Raw genomic sequence first — 20,451 nt, 5'->3', positions numbered from 1 at the left:
TAAGGGGGAATGGCCCATTGTCGTCACTGGCAGACGATGTACCCCATGAGCCCTTGAAGAACCATGGGATAACGAAGCCCAGTATCTGCAAGCGCCCCTTTGAAATCTGCCGGACGTTTCCCCCCGTTGTCCGGCAATCTCGACTGCCACTGTAGGCCTATTCCTACCCTCTGTTTTTCAGGTTTTCAGCCTACAAATCCGCGCGCACCTTCCTACAAATGCACTCAGAACGCATACGGAATGCTCACCTTCGCCCACAGCATTTCCCCCTCCGGCCGGTTCTCCACGTCGAACTCCTTGGCCCAGCGGATCTCCGCGCTGGCGTACTTGAGGAAGGTAAAGTGCAGCGCCGGGCCGATGGCGAAGACCTTGCCGCGCACGCCGTCGTTCACGTCTTCGCCGGCGAATTGCACGGTGTGGCCGAACTGTTTGTCGTCGGTGGTCTGCTTGAGGAAATAGCCGTTGATGCCGAGCATCAGGTCGTCGGTGATCTTGTAGCTGGCCGAGTAATCGAAGTGGAAGATCTGCCCGGACTTGTAGTCGGTGTCCTTGTTCTTCTCGTTGAAGCTGTAGGTGGTCTTCATCGACACCTCGGTGCGCTCGGTCGGCAGCCAGGTGAAGGAGAACAGCGGTTTGTAGGTGTAGAAATTGTTGCTGGTGTTGGCCAGGCGATCGACGCTGTATTCGCCGGTGGGCACGGTGATTTCCACGGCGGCGCCGAGGGTCAGGTCCTTGCCCATGTCCCACAGGATGATCGGCGCGATGGTGGTATCGCCCATGCCTTCACGCGTGTCGCTCAGGCCGAACACCGAGACTTCCTGCTTGAGCCACGGCTGGGCGATGTAACCGGCCAGACGTCCGCCGAAAATCCGCACCGGGCTCAGGTAATCGAGGCGCGGGATGACGGCGGTGGATTCGATCTCGACATTCGGCACCTTGCCGCCGAGCGAACTGATGTTGAGCTTTCGTGACTTGTAGTGGTTGTAGTAGAGGTTGAAGGCGACCATGTTCTCCGGAAGGCTGTCGACTTCCAGCGGCAGCATGAAGAAGCCGTCGGTGCCGGTGCCGATGTTGTCGACGCCGGCTTCGGTGGCCAGCGCCGGCAGGGTCGCGGCGCAGCCGAGCAGGCTCAGCGCCAGTCGCACAGGGAATGTCGCGCGGTTCGGGGTCATGTCCGTCCTCATTATTATTGTGTTTGGGCGCAACGCCGGCACGCAGGGTGCCCGGCCACGATAGAAATAAGCCCTTGACGCACAACAGGGCAGGGTATTGGCGGACACGGAAGGGGACTTCTGCGGACAGTCCGCCAACCCTGTGCTAACTTCCTTCGACATAACCGGTTACAAAAATAACAATTCAGCGTGATCCGGAATGTCAGCCCCCATGAACGTAAAAGTCCAAGACCCGACCTTCGAAATGGCGCTGGTGTCGCCGTTTCTCCTGCAAACCCTGGCCGAAGTCGCCGCCAACAAGGGCGTCGAGCCGCAGAGCCTGTGCCGTGGCCTGGGTTTTGATTTCGAAGACTTGCAGGATCCGGCGCAGCGGATTTCCTACCGCCAGGCCGTGGCGATGATCCAGCGGGCGCTTAAAGCTTTGCCCAATCAGGGGCTGGGCCTGTGGGTGGGCGCGCAGAACGTGCTCGGGACGCTCGGTTTGCTGGGGCACGTACTGTCGCTGTGCAAGACCTTGCGCGATGCGTTCGAAATCGGGGTTCGGCATCAGCACACCTCCGGCGGGATCGTCGTTTCCAGCGTCGATGTGGTGGGCGATCAGGTCTACGTCGACGTTGAATGCCGGCTGCCGTTTGCCGAGGTGCAGGTGTTTGCGGTGGAAGAGTTTTTCGCCAGCCTGCTGGTCTATGGCCGGGCCCTGGTGGGCGAGACGTTCAAGCCGATTGCCGTGGAATTCATGCACGCGGCGCCGGATTACGTTGATGAATACCGGCGCCTGCTGGGGCCGGAGGTGCGCTTCGGCTGCCTGCACAATCGGATGCTGATCGACGTGCAATGGCTGGATGTGAACCTGCCCAATCATCATTCGCTGGCGCTGCGTCAGGCGGTCAAACTGCTGGAACTGGAAGCGGCGCAGGTTCATCAAAAACTTGATCTGATCCAGGCTGTGGAGCGGGCGATTGCCCGGGATCTGAGCCGGGGCAGTCACATTGAAAAGATTGCCGGTGACTTGAACATGAGCAGCCGGACTTTGCGCCGGCGGCTGACTGAACATTCGCTGACGTTTGAGGCGCTGCTGGAGCAGGTGCGGCAGGCGCGAACCATGAGTTTGCTGGCCAATCCTGATATGCCGATCGAGCGGATTACCGAGGAGGTCGGCTACAGCGACGTTCGCAGTTTTCGCCGGGCGTTCAAGCGTTGGACGGGGAAGAGTCCGAGTGCGTGGCGCATGGAGAGTTCTGTGATTTGACTTGAGACCGATACCCCTCACCCCAGCCCTCTCCCCGAGGGAGAGGGGGCCGACCGAGGTGTCTGGCGTTATACATCGACCTGAAAGGTTTGTGTCGATTATGGATTCCCAGGTGTTTTTTCAGGTCGCAATCCATCTTAAATATTCCCGGATCGGCTCCCTCTCCCTCCGGGAGAGGGCTGGGGTGAGGGCGATTTTGACGTTATCCAACCCATTTCAATCCCCCACAAACCCTCCGCCTACAGTTAAACTCCGCGCTCTTTCCAAGGAGTCGACATGAGTTACTACCAGCCGGGCATTCTCGCCACCCCTGTTCCGCCGCAAGCACGTCACCTGTTTTTCGCTCTCGAGTCGGTTGAAGCGCTGCCGCAGGCGATCGACAACCTGCTGAACCTGGTGGATGGCAAGTCGGCGGTGGTCGGTTTCGGTGAGTCCCTGGCCAAGGCCTTGAATGTGCACATTGACGGCCTGCGCAGCTTTCCGGCGCTGACCGGCGTTGGCGTGGAAAACCCGTCAACCCAGCACGCCCTGTGGGTCTGGCTGCACGGCGTCGACCGTGGCGAGCTGCTCAACCGCAGCACTGCGCTTGAGGCCGCCCTGGCCCCGGCGCTGCGTCTGGTGCAGATGCAGGAAGCTTTCCGCCACAAGGACGGCCATGACCTCACCGGTTATGAAGACGGCACCGAAAACCCCCATGACGAAGCCGCCATCGCCGCCGCACTGCAAAGTGAAGGTGCGGACGGTCTGGTCGGTGGCAGCTTCGCTGCGATCCAGCAGTGGCAGCACGACCTCAAGGGATTCCATGCGCTGTCCGCCGAGGACAAGGACAACATCATGGGCCGTCGCCTGAGCGACAACGAAGAGATCGACGACGCTCCGATGTCCGCTCACGTCAAACGCACCGCCCAGGAAAGCTTCGCCCCGGAAGCCTTCGTCGTGCGTCGTTCGATGCCGTGGATCGAAGGCGATCGCGCCGGCCTGATGTTCCTCGCGTTCGGCTTCTCCCTTGATGCCTTCGAAGCGCAACTGCGGCGCATGAGCGGTCTGGAAGACGGCATCACCGACGGTCTGTACCGCATCAGCCGGCCGATCACCGGCGGCTACTACTGGTGCCCGCCGTTGCAAAACGGCTACCTCGACCTGCGCGCACTGCGCATCGGCTGAGGCGCAAGCATGCACGTGGTGCGTTGGGGCATGATCGGTTGCGGCAGTGTCGCTGAACGCAAGAGCGGGCCGGCCTTCTACAAGGCCCCCGGCTCGGCGTTGGTGGCCGTCATGGGGCGACGCCTCGAAGCGGTGACCGATTACGCCTCGCGCCACGGCATCGCCCGGACTTACACCGACGTCGATGCCCTGATCAACGACCCCGAGGTGGACGCGGTGTACATCGCCACGCCACCCGACAGCCACCACGCCTACAGCCTGAAAGTCGCCGCCGCCGGCAAGCATTGCTGCGTGGAAAAACCGATGGCGCTCAACGTCGGGCAAAGCCGCGAGATGCAGCAGGTGTTTGCCGATGCCGGTTTGCACCTGTTCGTCTCCTATTACCGCCGTTCATTGCCGCGCTTCCAGCAGGTGCGGCAATGGCTGGAGCAGGGGCGCATCGGTGAGGTGCGGCATTTGAGCTGGACGCTGACCAAGGCACCATCGCCCAAGGATCTGGCCGGCAGCGCAAACTGGCGCACCGATCCGGCGGTGGCCGGTGGTGGTTACTTTGCGGATCTGGCCAGCCATGGGTTCGACCTGTTCCAGTACCTGCTCGGCGATATCGTTGAAGTCGCTGGCTTCACCGCGCGTCAGGCCGGGTTATACGCGGCGGAGGATGCGGTCAGCGCCAGTTGGCGATTCGCCTCGGGTGCGTTGGGCATGGGCTGCTGGAGTTTCGTTGCGGACCGGCGCGAGGATCGGGTCGAGATCATCGGCAGCCAAGGGCGGATCGGGTTTTCGGTGTTCGATGAGCACCCGGTCGAGCTGCATGCCGACGAGGACATCAGCCTGGAAATCCCCCATCACGATCACATCCAGTGGCACCACGTACTGGGCATGAACGCGCAGATTCGCGGTGAGTCCCGGCACCCGGCAGTCGCCGCCGAAGCCCTGAAGACCGATTGGGTCATGGATCAGATCCTCAAGCGCCACTGAAGGCGCATCTAACCTTATGCTCATTCGGTATTTCTCAAGCTTGTCATAACGTCTCTAAGATCACGTCATAACTCGTTATAACAAGTGATCCCGTGATGACCGATAACGTTCTCTCCTTAAGCAGCGTTCCTCTGCACACCCAACTGCGCGACGTGCTGCGCGCCCGGATTCTCGACGGTGAATACCCGCAAGACAGCCAGATGCCGTCCGAAAGCGAACTCGGCGCCCTGTTCAAGGTCAGCCGCATCACCGTGCGCCAGGCCCTGGGCGATCTGCAGAAGGAAGGGCTGATCTTCAAGATCCACGGCAAGGGCACCTTCGTCGCCAAGCCCAAGACCTTTCAAAACGTCAGCACCCTGCAAGGCCTCGCCGAGTCCATGACCGGCCGTGGCTACGAGGTGATCAACCGCCTGCGCAGCTTCAAATTCATCGCTGCCGACAAACTGGTCGCCGAGCGTTTGCAGGTTGCCGAAGGCGAAACTGTTGCGCAGATCAAACGCGTACGCCTGATCAATCGCGAGCCGATTTCGCTGGAAATCACCTACCTGCCCAAAGCCGTCGGCGAGCGGCTGGAGAAGGCCGATCTGGTGACCCGCGACATTTTCCTGATCCTCGAAAACGACTGCGGCATCGCACTCGGCCACGCCGATCTGGCCATCGACGCGGTGCTGGCCGACAGCGACCTGACCCAGGCCCTGAACGTCGAGGCCGGCTCGCCGATCATGCGTATTGAGCGTCTGACTCACGACGCCAACGGCCAGCCGCTGGACTTCGAACACCTTTACTACCGTGGCGATGCGTTCCAGTACCGCCTGCGGATCGACCGGCAAAAAGGGGCGTGACCATGACCCGCAATACCCTCGAACAGGAATACGACATCGTCGTGATCGGTGGCGGCACCGCCGGCCCGATGGCCGCGATCAAGGCCAAGGAAAAGAACAAGGAGCTGCGTGTGCTGCTGGTCGACAAGGCCAACGTCAAGCGCAGCGGCGCGATCAGCATGGGCATGGACGGCCTGAACAACGCGATCATCCCCGGCCACTCGACGCCCGAGCAGTACACCAAGGAAATCACCATCGCCAACGACGGCATCGTCAATCAGGCAGCGGTCTATGCCTATGCCACCCACAGTTTCGAAACCATCGAGCAGCTCGACCGCTGGGGCGTGAAGTTCGAGAAGGACGAAACCGGCGATTACGCAGTGAAGAAAGTCCACCACATGGGCGCCTACGTGCTGCCGATGCCGGAAGGGCACGACATCAAGAAAGTCCTGTATCGCCAGTTGAAACGCGCAAGGGTCAGCATCACCAATCGCCTGGTCTGCACCCGTCTGCTGACCGACGAGGAGGGCGCCGTCAACGGTGTGATGGGGTTTGACTGCCGCACTGCCGACTTCCACGTGATCAAGGCCAAGGCAGTGATCCTCGCTTGTGGCGCGGCCGGGCGACTGGGTCTGCCGTCCTCGGGCTACCTGATGGGCACCTACGAAAACCCGACCAACGCCGGCGACGGTTATGCGATGGCGTATCACGCCGGGGCTGAACTGGCGAACCTCGAGTGCTTCCAGATCAACCCGCTGATCAAGGATTACAACGGCCCGGCCTGCGCCTACGTCACGGGGCCGCTCGGCGGCTACACCGCCAACAACAAGGGCGAACGCTTCATCGAGTGCGACTACTGGAGCGGGCAGATGATGTGGGAGTTCCACCAGGAGCTGGAAAGCGGCAACGGCCCGGTGTTCCTCAAACTCGATCACCTTGCCGAGGAAACCATCCAGAACATCGAGGAAATTCTGCACAGCAACGAGCGCCCGAGTCGCGGCCAGTTCCACTCCAATCGCGGCACCGATTACCGCACGCAGATGGTCGAGATGCACATCTCGGAAATCGGTTTTTGCAGCGGCCATTCGGCGTCCGGCGTGTGGGTCAACGAGCGCGCCGAAACCTCGGTGAAAGGTTTGTACTCGGCCGGTGACATGGCCGCCGTGCCGCACAATTACATGCTCGGCGCGTTCACCTACGGCTGGTTCGCAGGTAACAACGCGGCGGAGTTTGTTGCCAGGCGCGAGTTCTCCGCGCTGGATACCGAGCAGATCGAGAAGGAAAAGGCCCGGGTCTACGCACCGCTGGATCGCGAACACGGTCTGCCGCCGGCGCAGGTCGAGTACAAGCTGCGGCGCTTCGTCAACGACTACCTGCAACCGCCGAAAGTGACCAAGAAGATGGAAATCGGCCTGCAACGCTTCAGCGACATCGAACGCGATCTCGACGAGATGAAGGCCAACAACGCCCACGAACTGATGCGAGCCATGGAAACCAGCGTGATCCGCGACTGCGCCGAAATGGCTGCGCGCGCCTCGCTGTTCCGCGCCGAAAGCCGCTGGGGCCTGTATCACTACCGCGTCGATCATCCGCAAAGGGACGACCGCGAATGGTTCTGCCACTGCCATCTGAAGAAGGGCGAAGACGGGCGCATGACCAGTTTCAAGAAAGCCGTCGAACCTTACATCATCCCCCTCGATGCCGAGGAAATGCAGGCTTACGACCGCTTGCGGGTCGGCGCTTTCGCCGCTTGATGCATCACTAGAGAGAGTCCGAACCATGGCCTATCAAGCCCAGGAAATCTTCTTCCGCTCCAATGCCCCCGTCACCGTGGACGAGGACAAATGCATCGCCGAAAAGGGCTGCACCGTGTGCGTCGACGTCTGCCCGATGGACCTGCTGGCGATCAACCCGGCCACGCAAAAGGCCTACATGGCCTTCGATGAGTGCTGGTACTGCATGCCGTGTGAAAAGGACTGCCCGACTGGCGCCGTCAAAGTGGACATCCCTTATCTGCTGCGGTGACCCCAAATCCACTGTGGGAGGGGGCTTGCTCCCGAAGAGGCCGGCATTGCTGGCATCACTATTGACTGAAACACCGCTTTCGCGAGCAAGCCCGCTCCCACAGGGGATTTGTAGCGAGCCGATAGCCATCCGGTAAACCCCGGACGCTGAATTGAAAAACACCCCTCGTTTCCCACCGCGCCCTGATCGCGGCGGAGACGAACATCCTATAAATGATTCGAGGGGATTCAACCATGTTGCGTGCAGCAATCGCCGGTCTGGTACTGGCTTCGTTCACCCTGTCGGCCTCGGCCGAAACCATCCGCATTGCCATCGGCACCCAGGACACCACCATCAACTGCGCCGCCGGCGGCCTGTTGATTCGCGAGCTGGGCCTGCTCGACAAATACCTGCCTCACGACGGCGCCTACAAGGACGCCAAATACGACGTGCAGTGGAAAAACTTCACCAGCGGCGCGCCGCTGACCAACGAGATGGTCGCCGGCAAACTCGACTTCGGCGCCATGGCCGATTTCCCCGGTGCGTTCAACGGTGTGGCATTTGAAACCGCCGGCAAACACAGCCTGTTCATCAGCGTGCTGTCGGGCAGCATCAAGGGCAGCGGCAACGGCATCGTGGTGCCGAGCGCGTCGGGCGTGCAGTCGCTGAGCGAACTCAAGGGCAAGACCATTTCCGTGCCGTTCGCCTCCACCGCCCACGGCATGCTGCTGCGCGCGGTGGCGGAACAGGGTTGGGACCCGCTGAAGGACGTGAACATCATCGCCCAACCGCCGGAGGTCGCAGGTTCCGCGTTGCAGGCCGGCAAGATCGACGCCCACGCCGACTTCGTACCGTTCGCCGAGCTGTTCCCGAGCCGTGGCTTCGCTCGCAAGATTTACGACGGCGCCCAGGCCAATGCACCGACCTTCCACGGTGCGCTGGTGGATCAGGCCTACGCGAAAAAACACCCGGAAATCGTCGTTGCTTACCTGCGCGCCAGCATCGAGGCCAATCAACTGCTGGCCGCCGAACCCGAGAAATACAGCGAACTGATCGCCAAGGTCACCGGCGTCGATGCCGAGGTCAATTATCTGTTCCACGGCCCGCTCGGCGTGCAGACCCGCGACCTGAGCTGGAAACCGGAATACCGCCAGGCCGTGGGCACTGCCATCGACACGCTAAAGCTGCTGAAGAAGGCCGATCGCGGGCTCGACCTGAACACCTTTATCGACGATCAGTACATCCGTGCGGCGTTCAAGGCCTCGAATCTGGATTACACCGCGCAACTGGCCAACTACGCGCAGACGCCGTTGAAGTCTGTCGATGCGGTGACTGGAAAAGCTATCAGCGATTTCAGCCATGTCGCGGAAATCTGGGTGCGCGGTGAGGACAAGGTCCGGCGCTATGCCTCGGCTGAAGAGGCGTTCACCGCGCTGGCCGGCCTGAAGTCGGAAGGCAAGAACATCCGGGCGGTTTATGCCCAGGCGAGTGACAGCGGGATCAAGTTGCTGGCGGAGCAGGCGTGGTTTGCCAGCGATGCGAAGGGGCGGTTGAGCGCGTTCTTGCTCAAGGGGCAGGCGCAGAAATTTGCCTCGGCGCAGGGTGGGAAGGTCTTCGACTTCACCGATGCCACGACCCAGGCCGTTGCTGCCCGCTAACAGCAGATCAAAGGCTCCCCCTCACCCTAACCCTCCCGAAACGTCGGACCGCCCGGAGGGAGAGGGGACTGACCGAGATGTTTGCTGGAGCTACACCGACCTGAAATATCGAGTCGAGCTCAGGTTTTGAACATCATGAACACCTGCTCGTTATCGAGTCGAACCGAGATTTCGAAAAACTTGAAGATCGGCTCCCTTTCCCCCTCGCCCCCTTGGGGGAGAGGGCTGGGGTGAGGGGGTAAATCTCAGCCACAACACAGCTCCATAATTGGAAACCCGATCCATGAAGTCACCCACCCTACGCTGGACATCGAGAGCCGCCTCATTGCTGCTCTGCCTTCTCTTCTGGCAACTAGCCGCCAGCCACCACTGGAACCTCGGCCTCGTCACCTTCGCCAACGTCCCGACCCCGCTGGCCGTGATCGAAGCCGCCCTCGGCCTCGGCGACTCCGGCAAGCTCATCCAGCACCTGAGCGCCAGCCTCGGCCGGGTCTTTGCCGGTTACCTCGCGGCACTGGTGATCGGCATCGCCCTGGGCCTGGCCATCGGCCGTTCGAAATGGGCCGAAGACCTGCTGCTGCCGCCACTGGAAGTCCTGCGCCCAATCCCCGCCGTCGCCTGGATTCCACTGGCCATCCTGATGTTCCCGTCGTCGGAACTGTCGATGGTCTTCATCACCTTCACCGGCGCGCTGTTCCCGATCCTGCTTAACACCGTGCACGGCGTTGAAGGCGTCGACCCGCGCCTGATCGCCTCGGCGAAAAGCCTCGGGGCCGGGCGTCGGGCGATCCTGCTGGAAGTGATCCTGCCGGGTGCCGCGCCCAGCATCATCACCGGCCTCGCCATCGGCATGGGCACCTCGTGGTTCTGTCTGGTGACCGCTGAAATGATCTCCGGCCAGTTCGGCATCGGTTACTACACCTGGGAGTCCTACACCATCCAGAACTATGCGGACATCGTGGTCGGCATGTTGCTGATCGGCGTGTTGGGCATGGGCAGCAGCCTGCTGATCAAACGCCTGGGCGGGCTGTTCACGCCCTGGCATCGACCACGAGGAAAAGCCTGATGAGCGTGATGCAAACCCCGGAAGGGCGGATCGATATCCGCCAGTTATCCATCGTCCTCGGCGAAGGCCGGCAAGCGTTTGAAGCGGTGCAGGGGCTGGATTGCCAGATCGAGCCGGGTCAGTTCGTGTGCATTCTCGGTCCGTCCGGTTGTGGCAAGTCGACCTTGCTCGGCGCGCTGGCCGGGCATCTGCAGCCCCATGGCGGGCAGTTGAAAGTCGATGGCGCCGAAGTGTCCGGCCCGTCGCCACAGCGCGGCATGGTGTTCCAGCATCACACCCTGTTCCCGTGGCGCACGGTGCGCGACAACGTTGCCTTCGGCCTGAAGATGCGCGGCATCGGCAAAGTCGAGCGCCATCGCGCCGCCGATGAAATCCTCAAACTGGTCGGCCTCGAAGGCTTCGCCGAGCGCTGGCCCGATCAACTTTCCGGCGGCATGCAGCAACGGGTGGAGATCGCCCGGGTGCTGGTCAACCGGCCACGGCTGTTGCTGATGGACGAACCCTTCGGCGCATTGGACGCGCTGACCCGGCTGAACATGCAGGAACTGTTGCTGGACATCTGGACGCGGATTCGCACCACCGTAGTGTTCGTCACCCATGACATCGACGAAGCGCTGTTCCTTGCCGACCGCTTGCTGGTGATGAGCGCGCGGCCAGGGCGAATCATCGAAGACCTGCGCCTGGATTTCCCGCGGCCACGCACCACCGAACTGGTGACCAGCCACGAATTTTCGCGCCTCAAGCGCCACTGCCTCGACCTGCTGCGCCACGACAACGACCGACCGCTGCCGCGCCTCAATCCGCTCGGCCTGCCTCCTGAAAACTCCTTGCCGAGATTTGCCCTGTGACCTCATTTTTTGCTGTGACCGATAACGACGACATTCTCGCTCTGCAACCGCGCCTGACCGCCGATGATGCCGGGGTGCGGCGGATTGCCCTGATCGACCTGGCCGACCTCGAAGAGCCGGACGGTCTGCTCTGGCTGGTCGAACGACTGGCCGAAGACCCTGCCGAAGAGGTGCGTGCCGAAGCGGCGCGTTTATTGGAAGCCTGGGAAGACGAGCCGGTGGTTGAAGCGCTGTGCCAGGCGCTGACGGATCCGTCGCCGTCGGTGCAAGCCGCTGCGGCGCAGAGCCTGAGCCTGCTCAAGACCGAAGCGGCGGGCAGGGTGATTCTGCCGTGGACCAGCCATGCCGAAACCGGCGTGCGGATTGCCGCGTTCCGGGCCTTGCGTGAATTGCGCTTCCCCGGCGCTGCGCCGGCCGCGATTCAGGCGCTGAACGATGCCGACGCCAGCGTGCGCCGTGAAGCCGTCGGCGTGCTTGGCTGGCTCAAGCAACTCGACGCGCTGCCGGCCCTGGCCCGCTTGGCCAGCAATGATCCGGACACCGAAGTGCGCCGCGCCGCCACCGGCGCCCTGGGCCTGGCAAGTGACGCTGACGTGCTGCCTGCGTTGCGTCAGGCCTTGCAGGATCAAGCCTGGCAAGTGCGCGAAGAAGCCGCGACCACCCTCGGCAAGGTCGGCCACACCGATGCGGGCCCGGCGCTGATCGAAGCCTTGGCCGACGACTACTGGCAAGTGCGCCTGCGCGCGACCCGCAGCCTCGGCCGTTTGCGTTACGTGCCAGCCCTCGACGCGCTGATCGACACCCTCGGCCACCGCATCAGCAACCTGCGCAAGGAAGCCGCGCTGGCTCTCGGCGAACTGAATGATCGCGGGGCCATGGCCGCATTGCAGGCCGCGCAGGACGACGGCGATCCGGAAGTGCGCAAAGCCGTGCGGATTGCCTTGAGTCAGCTGCAATGAATCCGCTGTCGGTCGGCAATTCTCAAACTGAGCACCGGTTGCGGCTGAGCTGGCCGGATGGCCGCGAGCAGTTGCTTGACCATGCCGAACTGCGCCGCCAATGCCCGTGCTCGCAATGCCGGGCGTTTCGCCTGCGGGGCTCGCCGCCCATGGTTGACCCGCGTGTGCGGGTCATCGAATTGAACGCTCAGGGCTACGGTCTGCAACTGGTGTTCAGCGACGGCCATCAGCGCGGGATTTACCCGTGGGCCTATCTGGCGCAGCTGGAGGGGATCACTGTCCCGCCGTCATCGCCGGCCGACAGCCATGGAAAATATCCAGCCTCGGCTGATACAGCGACGTCCTGACCTCGAACAACCCCAGCACCGAGTGGAACAGGTTGTCATGGCTCAGATCCGGCTGGCTGCTCTTGCCTTGCAGGCAGCCACGGTCGATGCCCAGTTGCGCCAGGGTGTTGTTGCCGAACCACATCACCATCGGCACATGGGTCTGGGCTTGCGGCGCCAGCGCATAGGGCGCGGCGTGCAGGTACAGGCCGTTCTCGCCCAGCGATTCGCCATGGTCGGAGACGTACAGCATCGACGTATCGAGGTGGTCCTGATTGCGCTTGAGCAACTCGATCACCTTGGCCAGGAAATGGTCGGTGTAGAGGATCGTGTTGTCGTAGACATTGACCAGTTCGTCACGGCTGCAACTGCCCAGTTGATTGGTGTGGCAGATCGGTTTGAAGCGCTCCATGTCCTTGGGATAGCGCTCGTAGTACTCCGGGCCGTGGCTGCCGTCGGCGTGCAGGACAATGATCGCGTTGCCCTTGAGGCTGTCGATGTAGCCTTGCAGGTCGGCCAGCAGCGCTTCGTCGAGGCAGTTGTTGCCGTCGCAGAACGGCCCCGGCTGGTTCTTCGCGATGTCGCGGTTCGGCACCCGCAGGCAAGTGCCCTTGCAGTCGCTGTTGTTGTCCAGCCACAGCACTTGCACGCCGGCCCGTTGCAGGATGTCCAGCAGGCCTTCGTAGGTTTTGCCTTTCTTGTCGCTGTAGTCCTCGCGCGGGAACATCGAGAACATGCACGGCACCGACACCGCCGTCGAGGTGCCGCAGGAATGCACCTGGGTGAAGTTGAGGATGTCGAGTTTGCTCAGCTCGGGATTGGTCTCGCGCTCATAACCGTTGAGCGAGAAATGGTCGGCCCGGGCAGTTTCACCGACCACGAACACCATCAGCGATTTCTTCTCGCGAGCGGCGGCCTTGGCGCTCATGACTGCGTCTTCGCCGATGGCCTGCACCACAAAATGCTTTTTGATCCCCAGCCGTTGCTTGGTGTATTTGCTGATCGCGTAGATGTAGTTGGTCGGGTTGATGAAGTGGGTGAGCTTGTCTTCCTCGCGAAAAATCGGCGCGTAGGTCGAATAGAACGCGCCCACCGAAGCGCCGATCACCAGCACACAGGCCGCGATCACCAGCATCTTGTTCAGCAAACCCCGAAAGAACGGCCGATACACCACCGGCCAGCGCCAGATCAGCACGGCCGGCAACACACCGAGCACCAGCACGTAAGCCAGAAGTTTGCCGCTGAACAGCGCCGTGGCTTCCCCGGGGTTGGTTTCGAACACGTTCTGGATCATCACCGTGTCGATGGTGATGCCGTATTCGTTCATGAAATACGCCGCGCAGGCCGAGAGGAGGGCCACCAGGGTCAATGCCGGTTTCAGCGTCCAGCGAAACGACACCAGGGTCAGCAGCAGGGTGATCGCCGCCCAGAGAAACAGCCCGAAGGACGCGAAAAACGCCAGTTTCTGTGCGCCTTGCAGGGTGATCAGCGTTCCCAGCGCCTTCCAGGTCGCCAGGTTGTACAGCGCCACCAGTGCCAGCGAAAACAGCAGCACCAGGCGGGTCGGAGTGATGACTTGCAAGCGCAGTCCTTTGCCCAAAGCCATTTGAATCTTTCCTCTACCGATAGAAAACTCATACGAATGTGCTCCTGACTGTAGAAGATGATTGGTAAAAATTTTGTAAACATCCGGTAACAGTTTTTCAGCGATGGCTGACGTAACTCAGGTGGCCGTTGAGCACCGCGCGGTGAAGTCGGACCGAGCTGACTGGCGGTGCTTGTCAGGAAATTCCCACAAGAGTACAAATGTACTCCATGACGACTCTGACTCCCCGCCGTACCGCCATCCTGACCTTTATCCGCGAACGCATCGCCGAACACGGTCAGCCCCCAAGCCTCGCTGAAATCAGCGAGGCTTTTGGTTTTGCCTCCCGCAGCGTGGCGCGCAAGCATGTGCTGGCGCTCACCGAAGCCGGGTTTATCGAGGTCAACCCGCATCAGGCCCGGGGCATTCGTTTGCTCGGGCAACCGGCGCGACCGGAACTGCTCGAAGTGCCGGTGCTCGGCCGAGTGGCCGCCGGTGCGCCTATCGGCGCCGATGCCGACCTGCACAATCGGCTGATGCTCGACCCGGCGCTGTTCTCCCGCACGCCCGACTACATGCTGCGGGTGCAGGGCGATTCGATGATCGAGGACGGCATTCTCGACGGCGATCTGGTTGGCGTGCGGCGCAACCCCGAGGCGCTCAACGGCCAGATCGTGGTGGCGCGGCTCGACGGTGAAGTCACCATCAAACGTTTCGAGCGGGTCGGCGATGAGGTTCGCCTGTTGCCGCGCAACCCGGCGTACCAGCCGATTGTGGTGCGGGCCGATCAGGACCTGGCCATCGAAGGGGTGTTCTGCGGTCTGGTGAGGCAAGGCTGATGGGGGCCGTCGTTGCGCTGGATACGCTGTTCAATGGCGGCCAGGTTTGGAAGGGCCGGCCTGCGCCACCGGCCGCCAGCCCGCAACCCACCGGGCACGCGGCGCTGGATGCGGCCTTGCCCAGTGGCGGCTGGCCGGAAGCGGCACTGAGCGAAATCCTCCTGGCCGGGCCCGGTGTCGGTGAGCTGCAACTGGTGTGGCCGACGTTGGCGCGGCTGTCGGCGGCGGGCGAGCGCATCGTGCTGGTGGCGCCGCCGTTCGTGCCGTACCCGCAGGCGTGGGCCAATGCCGGGGTCGATCTGCGGCAGTTGTCGGTGATCCAGGCCAGCGAGCGCGATGCGTTGTGGGCGGCAGAACAATGCCTGCGCTCGGGCAGTTGCGGCGCGGTGCTGTGCTGGCCGCACAAGGCCGATGACCGTGCCTTGCGCCGTTTGCAGGTGGCGGCGGAAACCGGCCAGACCCTGGCGTTCGCATGGCGGCCATTGAGCGAAGCGGTCAACCCGTCGCCGGCCGCGTTGCGCATTGCCATCGATGCCCGCCCGGCGCAATTGCGCGTGCTCAAGTGCCGGGGTGGTCTGGCGCGCAGCGCACCGATTGCCTTCACCGTGGGGCATTGAGGTCTTCATGCGCTGGGTTTGCATTCTGTTCCCGCAATTGGCCCTCGACGCCGTACTGCGTCAGCGCCCCGATCCCGAGCAACCGTTGGCGCTGCTCAGCGGCCCGGCCCAGCGCCGGGTGCTGCAAGCGGTCAACCCGGCGGCGCGGGCACTGGGCTTGCGTCCCGGGCAATCGATGACCGCCGCGCAGGCCATGAGCAAAGGGTTTGCCACCGTCGATTACGACGCAGCCGAGGTCGAGCACTGGCAGCAGTTTCTCGCCGCCTGGGCCTATCGTTTCAGCGCCCAGGTCAGCGTGCATTATCCGCGCACCGTGGTGTTCGAGATCGAATCGAGCCTCGGCCTGTTCGGTTCCTGGGCGCAGTTCGAGGCACGCTTGCGCACGGAACTGACGGAGCTGGGTTTTCGTCACCGCATCGTCGCCGCGCCCAATCCGGTGGCGGCGCGGGTGTTGGCCAACGCCTACGACGGATTGGTGGTGCCCGACGGTGAAGCCCTGCGCCATCACCTCGGGCAATTGCCGGTCGACCGCATCGGCCTTGAACCGAGCGTGGCCACGGCGTTGTCGCGCATGGGCCTGCGCAACCTCCATCAGGTGCAGAACCTGCCGCGTCAGGCCTTGGCCCGGCGTTTCGAGGCGCCGATGCTCAAGCACCTGGACACGCTGTTCGGCGCACGGCCGCTGGCGCTGGCGTTCTACCTGCCGCCAGATCGCTTCGACGTGCGCATCGAACTCAATTTCGACGTGCAGTCCCATCAGGCGCTGCTGTTTCCATTGCGCCGCCTGACGTCCGATCTGGCGGCGTTTTTGTGCGGGCGCGACAGCGGCGTGCAGCGCTTCGATCTGCATCTGGAACACGCCGGGTTGCCGGACACGCTGATCAAGGTCGGCCTGCTCAGCGCCGAGCGCGATCCGGCGATGCTGTTCGAGCTGGCCCGTGGTCGACTGGAGCAGGTGCAGGTCGAAGCCCCGGTGCGCGGTTTTCGTCTGCGCGCCGAGGATCTGCCGAGTTTCGTGCCGCAGTTTCAGGAGCTGTTCGACGACCGTCCGCAGCAGACCTTGCCCTGGGAACAATTGCGCGAACGCCTGCGCGCGCGGCTGGGGGATGAGGCGGTGCAGGGCCTGCGCTTTCAGGCCGATCATCGACCGGAGTGCGCGTGGCAGAGCGCCGATGACAAACAGCGTTGTCCTGCATTGCCGGGCGTGCAGCGTCCGGGCTGGTTGTTGGGCGAACCGCAGTCCGTGCCGGAAGGTTCGGCGCGCATCCTCATGGGCCCGGAACGGATCGAGTCCGGCTGGTGGGACGGTGACGACGTGCGCCGCGACTATTACCTGATCCAGAACCGCGCCGGCCAGCAAGGCTGGGCGTACCGATCAGTGGGTGAGGGCGGCCCGTTGTGGCTGCAGGGCTGGTTCGCGTGAGCCAGGGTTATGCCGAGCTGCACTGTCTGTCGAACTTCAGCTTCCAGCGCGGGGCGTCCAGTGCACTGGAGCTGTTCCAGCGGGCGAAAAAACACGGCTATCAGGCACTGGCGATCACCGATGAATGCACCCTGGCCGGGATCGTTCGTGCCTGGCAGGCGGCCAAATCCGTGGAGCTGCCGCTGATCATCGGCAGCGAAATCCGCATCGAGAACGGCCCGAAACTGGTGTTGCTGGTCGAGAACATCGAGGGTTATCAGGCGTTGTGCGGTTTGATCACCCAGGCTCGACGGCGAACCCAGAAAGGCCAGTATCAAACACTGCGTGAGGATTTCAGCGAGCCGCTGCCGGGATTGCTGGTGCTGTGGGTGCCGGATTCGGTCGATGAGGTGGAAGAGGGCCGTTGGCTGAAGCAGACCTTCGGCGAGCGGCTGTGGCTGGCGGTGCAGTTGCACCGCGGGCAGGACGATCAGCGGCGACTGGCTGCACTGCTGAGTCTGGCGGATGAACTGCAGATTCCAGCGGTGGCCAGCGGCGATGTGCACATGCACGCCCGTGGTCGCCGGGCCTTGCAGGACACCATGACCGCGATCCGACACCACGTCCCGGTAGCGGAAGCCGGATTGCGCCTGCACCCCAATGGCGAGCGGCATTTGCGCAGCCTCGATGTGTTGCGCGAGTTGTATCCGCAGACCTTGCTGGACGAGTCGGTGAATCTGGCTCGCCGCTGCACCTTCGATCTGGGCGAGTTGCGCTATCAATACCCCAAAGAGCTGGTGCCCGAGGAACACAGCGCCAGTTCCTGGCTGCGGCACCTGACCGAGCAAGGCATCGCCTGGCGCTGGCCGAAAGGCGCACAACCCAAGGTACTCAAGCAGATCGACGATGAACTGAAGCTGATCGCCGAACTCGGCTACGAAAGCTACTTCCTCACCGTGCACGACGTGGTGCGCTTCGCCCGTGAGCAGAAAATCCTCTGTCAGGGCCGGGGGTCGGCGGCCAACTCGGCGGTGTGTTTTGCCTTGGGCATCACCGAGATCGATCCGGACCGCACCACGCTGCTGTTCGAGCGTTTCATGTCGAGGGAGCGCAACGAGCCGCCGGATATCGACGTGGATTTCGAGCACGAACGCCGCGAAGAAGTCCTGCAATACGTGTTTCGTCGTTATGGTCGCCGTCGTGCGGCGCTGACCGCGGTGGTCAGCACCTACCACGCTTCCGGCGCGATCCGCGATGTGGCCAAGGCGCTGGGTTTGCCGCCGGACCAGATCAATGCGCTGGCCGACTGCTGCGGCCACTGGAGCGATGACACGCCGCCCGTGGAGCGCCTGCGCGAAGGCGGTTTCGACCCGGAAAGTCCGCTGCTGCACCGGGTGCTGAGCCTGACCGGGCAACTGATCGGCTTCCCCCGGCACCTGTCGCAACACCCCGGTGGTTTCGTGATTTCCGAGCAACCGCTGGACACGCTGGTGCCGGTGGAGAACGCCGCCATGGCCGACCGCACCATCATCCAGTGGGACAAGGATGACCTCGACGCCGTCGGGCTGCTCAAGGTGGATATCCTCGCCCTTGGCATGCTCAGCGCGATCCGCCGCTGTTTCGACCTTCTGCGCCGTCATCGTCATCAGGATCTGAGCCTGGCCACGATCCCGCCTGAGGATCGTCCGACCTACGACATGATCAGCCGCGCCGACACCATCGGCGTATTCCAGATCGAGTCCCGGGCGCAGATGTCGATGCTGCCGCGCCTGCGCCCGCAAACTTTCTACGATCTGGTGATCGAAGTGGCCATCGTCCGGCCGGGGCCGATCCAGGGCGGGATGGTCCATCCGTACCTGCGCCGCCGGAACAAGGAGGAAGAGGAAACCTATCCGTCCCCGGAACTGGAAGTGGTGCTCAAGCGTACCCTCGGCGTGCCGCTGTTTCAGGAACAGGTGATGCAGATCGCCATTGTCGCCGCCGACTACAGCCCCGGTGAGGCCGATCAGTTGCGCCGCTCCATGGCCGCGTGGAAACGCCACGGCGGGCTGGAGCCGCACAAGGAACGATTGGCCGCCGGCATGAAGAAAAACGGCTACAGCCCGGAATTCGCCGCGCAGATCTTCGAGCAGATCAAGGGCTTCGGCAGTTACGGATTCCCTGAATCCCACGCCGCCAGTTTTGCCTTGCTGACTTATGCCAGTTGCTGGCTCAAGTGCCACGAACCGGCGGCGTTCGCCTGTGCGCTGATCAACAGTTGGCCGATGGGATTCTACAGCCCGGATCAGATTCTTCAGGACGCGCGCCGGCATCATTTGCAGATCCGCCCGGTGGACGTGCGCGCCAGTGACTGGGATTGCAGCCTGGAGCCGATCACCGGCGAGCAACCGGCCATCCGCATGGGCCTGCGGATGATCAAGGGCTTTCGCGAGGAGGATGCGCGCAGCATTGAAAGCGCGCGGGCGAGGGGGGCGTTTGCCGATGTCGCCGATCTGGGCGAACGGGCCGCGCTCGACAGTCGCGCTCAGGCGCTGCTGGCCGATGCCGGGGCATTGCGCGGTCTGGCCGGTCATCGTCATCGGGCACGCTGGGAAGTGGCCGGGGTGCAGAAACAGCTCGGATTGTTTGCCGGGTTGCCGAGTCAGGAAGAGCCGGATGTGCTGCTGCCGACGCCGAGTGTCAGCGAAGATCTGTTCACCGACTACGCCACACTGGGCACTACGCTGGGGCCGCACCCGCTGACGTTGTTGCGCAACGAGTTGCGGGCACGGCGCTGCCGCAGTTCCCGGGAGTTACTGGAAGTCGAGCATGGTCGGCCGGTCAGCGTGGCGGGGCTGGTGACCGGTCGCCAGCGGCCGGGCACCGCCAGCGGCGTGACCTTCGTGACCCTGGAAGACGAGTTCGGCAACGTCAACGTGGTGGTCTGGCGCGATCTGGCCGAGCGTCAGCGTCAGGTGCTGGTGGGCTCACAACTGCTCAAGGTCGATGGCCGCTGGGAGCGTGAAGGCGAGGTGCGGCACCTGATTGCCGGACGCCTGAGCGATCTGACTCCGCTGCTCAACGGCATCCGCGTACAGAGCCGCGACTTCCACTGATCAGCGCTGTGGCCAGAACCGCTCGCCACCCCCCGGCGCTTCCGTCCACGCTTGCAACGAGCGGGTCGGCAGGTCGAAGTAATCCCGAGTCCGCGCATAACCATGCCCGCCCATGCGCCCGATCGCATCCAGCCCCAATTGATCGATGTACAGGGTTTTCGGGTCGATCAACTCGTCGCGCACATGCGCCATCAACACCTCGCCAAAAATGATCTCCCGGGACTGACCGATGTTCAGCGCCATCATCCGTCGGCATTCCAGCGCCACCGGTGCTTCGCCGATTCGCGGGCATTTGACCGAGGTGCCGGGGATTGCTGTCAGGCCCGCAGCGGTCAACTCATCGAAGCCCGGCGCAAACGGCACGGCGCAGACGTTCATGGCTTCCACCAGTGCATCGCTGACGATGTTGACCGTGAACTCCTGATTCATCTGGATATTGCGCGTGGTGTCCTTCGGGCTCTGGTCGCCATAGTTCTCGACGCCAAGCGCGAGAATGGGCGGATCTGCCGACAGCGCATTGAAGAAGCTGAACGGCGCGGCATTGACCCGGCCTTCGCCGTCGATGGTGGTGACCAGTGCAATCGGGCGCGGCACCACGCTGCCGATCAGAATCTTGTACTTTTCCCGTGGGCTCAGTTGGCTGAAATCGAAGCTGTGCATGGCAGTGT

17 protein-coding genes and 1 pseudogene are annotated in these 20,451 nt (G+C 62.9%); 15 read left to right on the top strand and 3 right to left on the bottom strand.

The window, feature by feature from the left end; all coding sequences use genetic code 11:
* Nucleotides 1–224 precede the first annotated feature (224 nt).
* Complete coding sequence (locus tag PDR5_RS16310) at nucleotides 225–1,172, bottom strand: SphA family protein (protein ID WP_064597145.1); 948 nt, start codon at nucleotides 1,170–1,172, stop codon at nucleotides 225–227.
* Nucleotides 1,173–1,383: 211 nt separating this feature from the next.
* On the opposite strand from PDR5_RS16310, the gene PDR5_RS16305 reads away from it, so the two are divergent.
* The 11 genes and pseudogenes from PDR5_RS16305 to PDR5_RS29350 form a co-directional block, all read left to right on the top strand.
* Entirely contained in the window at nucleotides 1,384–2,421 is a 1,038-nt protein-coding gene (locus tag PDR5_RS16305) for an AraC family transcriptional regulator (RefSeq protein WP_064597144.1), read from the top strand.
* A gap of 276 nt (nucleotides 2,422–2,697) precedes the next feature.
* Entirely contained in the window at nucleotides 2,698–3,585 is an 888-nt protein-coding gene (locus PDR5_RS16300) for a Dyp-type peroxidase (RefSeq protein ID WP_064597143.1), read from the top strand.
* Nucleotides 3,586–3,594: 9 nt separating this feature from the next.
* On the top strand, nucleotides 3,595–4,563 hold the full coding sequence (locus PDR5_RS16295) for a Gfo/Idh/MocA family protein (RefSeq protein ID WP_064597140.1): 969 nt from the start codon (nucleotides 3,595–3,597) through the stop codon (nucleotides 4,561–4,563).
* A 95-nt stretch (nucleotides 4,564–4,658) separates the two neighbouring features.
* Nucleotides 4,659–5,405, top strand: coding sequence for a GntR family transcriptional regulator (locus tag PDR5_RS16290; protein WP_064597137.1), 747 nt, complete (start codon nucleotides 4,659–4,661; stop codon nucleotides 5,403–5,405).
* A gap of 2 nt (nucleotides 5,406–5,407) precedes the next feature.
* Entirely contained in the window at nucleotides 5,408–7,138 is a 1,731-nt protein-coding gene (locus PDR5_RS16285) for a fumarate reductase/succinate dehydrogenase flavoprotein subunit (protein WP_064597134.1), read from the top strand.
* 25 nt (nucleotides 7,139–7,163) lie between these two features.
* The gene (locus tag PDR5_RS16280; protein WP_003225615.1) at nucleotides 7,164–7,409 is read left to right on the top strand and encodes a 4Fe-4S dicluster domain-containing protein; all 246 of its coding nucleotides are present in this window, start codon (nucleotides 7,164–7,166) and stop codon (nucleotides 7,407–7,409) included.
* 233 nt (nucleotides 7,410–7,642) lie between these two features.
* Nucleotides 7,643–9,046: an ABC transporter substrate-binding protein gene (locus tag PDR5_RS16275; RefSeq protein WP_064597131.1), complete on the top strand. Its 1,404-nt coding sequence runs from the start codon at nucleotides 7,643–7,645 to the stop codon at nucleotides 9,044–9,046.
* 283 nt (nucleotides 9,047–9,329) lie between these two features.
* Nucleotides 9,330–10,112 (top strand): ABC transporter permease, encoded by a 783-nt coding sequence (locus PDR5_RS16270; RefSeq protein WP_064597129.1) that lies wholly within the window; start codon nucleotides 9,330–9,332, stop codon nucleotides 10,110–10,112.
* The gene (locus PDR5_RS16265; RefSeq protein ID WP_064597126.1) at nucleotides 10,112–10,960 is read left to right on the top strand and encodes an ABC transporter ATP-binding protein; all 849 of its coding nucleotides are present in this window, start codon (nucleotides 10,112–10,114) and stop codon (nucleotides 10,958–10,960) included. The genes PDR5_RS16270 and PDR5_RS16265 overlap by 1 nt, the downstream gene beginning before the upstream one ends.
* Nucleotides 10,957–11,919: a HEAT repeat domain-containing protein gene (locus PDR5_RS16260; RefSeq protein ID WP_064597123.1), complete on the top strand. Its 963-nt coding sequence runs from the start codon at nucleotides 10,957–10,959 to the stop codon at nucleotides 11,917–11,919. The genes PDR5_RS16265 and PDR5_RS16260 overlap by 4 nt, the downstream gene beginning before the upstream one ends.
* Nucleotides 11,916–12,185 (top strand): annotated as a pseudogene (locus PDR5_RS29350) (DUF971 domain-containing protein); the annotation flags it as partial. The gene PDR5_RS16260 and the pseudogene PDR5_RS29350, both read left to right, overlap by 4 nt.
* Before the next feature lie 7 nt (nucleotides 12,186–12,192).
* On the opposite strand, the gene PDR5_RS16250 reads toward PDR5_RS29350, so the two are convergent.
* A complete protein-coding gene (locus tag PDR5_RS16250) occupies nucleotides 12,193–13,851 on the bottom strand; it encodes a phosphoethanolamine transferase (protein ID WP_064597120.1) in 1,659 nt (552 codons plus the stop codon).
* 200 nt (nucleotides 13,852–14,051) lie between these two features.
* On the opposite strand from PDR5_RS16250, the gene lexA reads away from it, so the two are divergent.
* From lexA to PDR5_RS16230, 4 genes are read left to right on the top strand one after another with little or no spacing between them, the layout of a single operon-like run.
* Complete coding sequence (gene lexA, locus PDR5_RS16245; protein ID WP_064381249.1) at nucleotides 14,052–14,669, top strand: transcriptional repressor LexA; 618 nt, start codon at nucleotides 14,052–14,054, stop codon at nucleotides 14,667–14,669.
* A complete protein-coding gene (gene imuA, locus PDR5_RS16240) occupies nucleotides 14,669–15,286 on the top strand; it encodes a translesion DNA synthesis-associated protein ImuA (RefSeq protein WP_011334534.1) in 618 nt (205 codons plus the stop codon). The genes lexA and imuA overlap by 1 nt, the downstream gene beginning before the upstream one ends.
* Before the next feature lie 7 nt (nucleotides 15,287–15,293).
* Nucleotides 15,294–16,709, top strand: a complete 1,416-nt coding sequence (locus PDR5_RS16235) for a Y-family DNA polymerase (RefSeq protein WP_064597117.1) — start codon at nucleotides 15,294–15,296, stop codon at nucleotides 16,707–16,709.
* Complete coding sequence (locus PDR5_RS16230) at nucleotides 16,685–19,783, top strand: error-prone DNA polymerase (protein ID WP_218188766.1); 3,099 nt, start codon at nucleotides 16,685–16,687, stop codon at nucleotides 19,781–19,783. Before PDR5_RS16235 ends, PDR5_RS16230 begins: the two co-directional genes overlap by 25 nt.
* Here the strand turns inward: PDR5_RS16230 and PDR5_RS16225 are convergent, their stop codons facing one another.
* Nucleotides 19,784–20,443, bottom strand: a complete 660-nt coding sequence (locus tag PDR5_RS16225; protein WP_064381260.1) for a flavin reductase family protein — start codon at nucleotides 20,441–20,443, stop codon at nucleotides 19,784–19,786.
* Nucleotides 20,444–20,451: the final 8 nt, after the last annotated feature.

Origin of the sequence: Pseudomonas sp. DR 5-09, assembly GCF_001655595.1 — a bacterium.
Lineage (GTDB): Bacteria > Pseudomonadota > Gammaproteobacteria > Pseudomonadales > Pseudomonadaceae > Aquipseudomonas > Aquipseudomonas pharyngis.
Note: the sequence above shows the minus strand (reverse complement) of the source record. Positions and strands in the feature narration are given on the sequence as shown.

Bases quoted from the DNA above. Each gene is read 5' to 3' on its own strand.
- PDR5_RS16310 (WP_064597145.1), bottom strand. From the start codon at position 1,172: ATGACCCCGAACCGCGCGACATTCCCTGTGCGACTGGCGCTGAGCCTG.
- PDR5_RS16305 (WP_064597144.1), top strand. From the start codon at position 1,384: ATGAACGTAAAAGTCCAAGACCCGACCTTCGAAATGGCGCTGGTGTCG.
- PDR5_RS16300 (WP_064597143.1), top strand. From the start codon at position 2,698: ATGAGTTACTACCAGCCGGGCATTCTCGCCACCCCTGTTCCGCCGCAA.
- PDR5_RS16295 (WP_064597140.1), top strand. From the start codon at position 3,595: ATGCACGTGGTGCGTTGGGGCATGATCGGTTGCGGCAGTGTCGCTGAA.
- PDR5_RS16290 (WP_064597137.1), top strand. From the start codon at position 4,659: ATGACCGATAACGTTCTCTCCTTAAGCAGCGTTCCTCTGCACACCCAA.
- PDR5_RS16285 (WP_064597134.1), top strand. From the start codon at position 5,408: ATGACCCGCAATACCCTCGAACAGGAATACGACATCGTCGTGATCGGT.
- PDR5_RS16280 (WP_003225615.1), top strand. From the start codon at position 7,164: ATGGCCTATCAAGCCCAGGAAATCTTCTTCCGCTCCAATGCCCCCGTC.
- PDR5_RS16275 (WP_064597131.1), top strand. From the start codon at position 7,643: ATGTTGCGTGCAGCAATCGCCGGTCTGGTACTGGCTTCGTTCACCCTG.
- PDR5_RS16270 (WP_064597129.1), top strand. From the start codon at position 9,330: ATGAAGTCACCCACCCTACGCTGGACATCGAGAGCCGCCTCATTGCTG.
- PDR5_RS16265 (WP_064597126.1), top strand. From the start codon at position 10,112: ATGAGCGTGATGCAAACCCCGGAAGGGCGGATCGATATCCGCCAGTTA.
- PDR5_RS16250 (WP_064597120.1), bottom strand. From the start codon at position 13,851: ATGGCTTTGGGCAAAGGACTGCGCTTGCAAGTCATCACTCCGACCCGC.
- lexA (WP_064381249.1), top strand. From the start codon at position 14,052: ATGTACTCCATGACGACTCTGACTCCCCGCCGTACCGCCATCCTGACC.
- imuA (WP_011334534.1), top strand. From the start codon at position 14,669: ATGGGGGCCGTCGTTGCGCTGGATACGCTGTTCAATGGCGGCCAGGTT.
- PDR5_RS16235 (WP_064597117.1), top strand. From the start codon at position 15,294: ATGCGCTGGGTTTGCATTCTGTTCCCGCAATTGGCCCTCGACGCCGTA.
- PDR5_RS16225 (WP_064381260.1), bottom strand. From the start codon at position 20,443: ATGCACAGCTTCGATTTCAGCCAACTGAGCCCACGGGAAAAGTACAAG.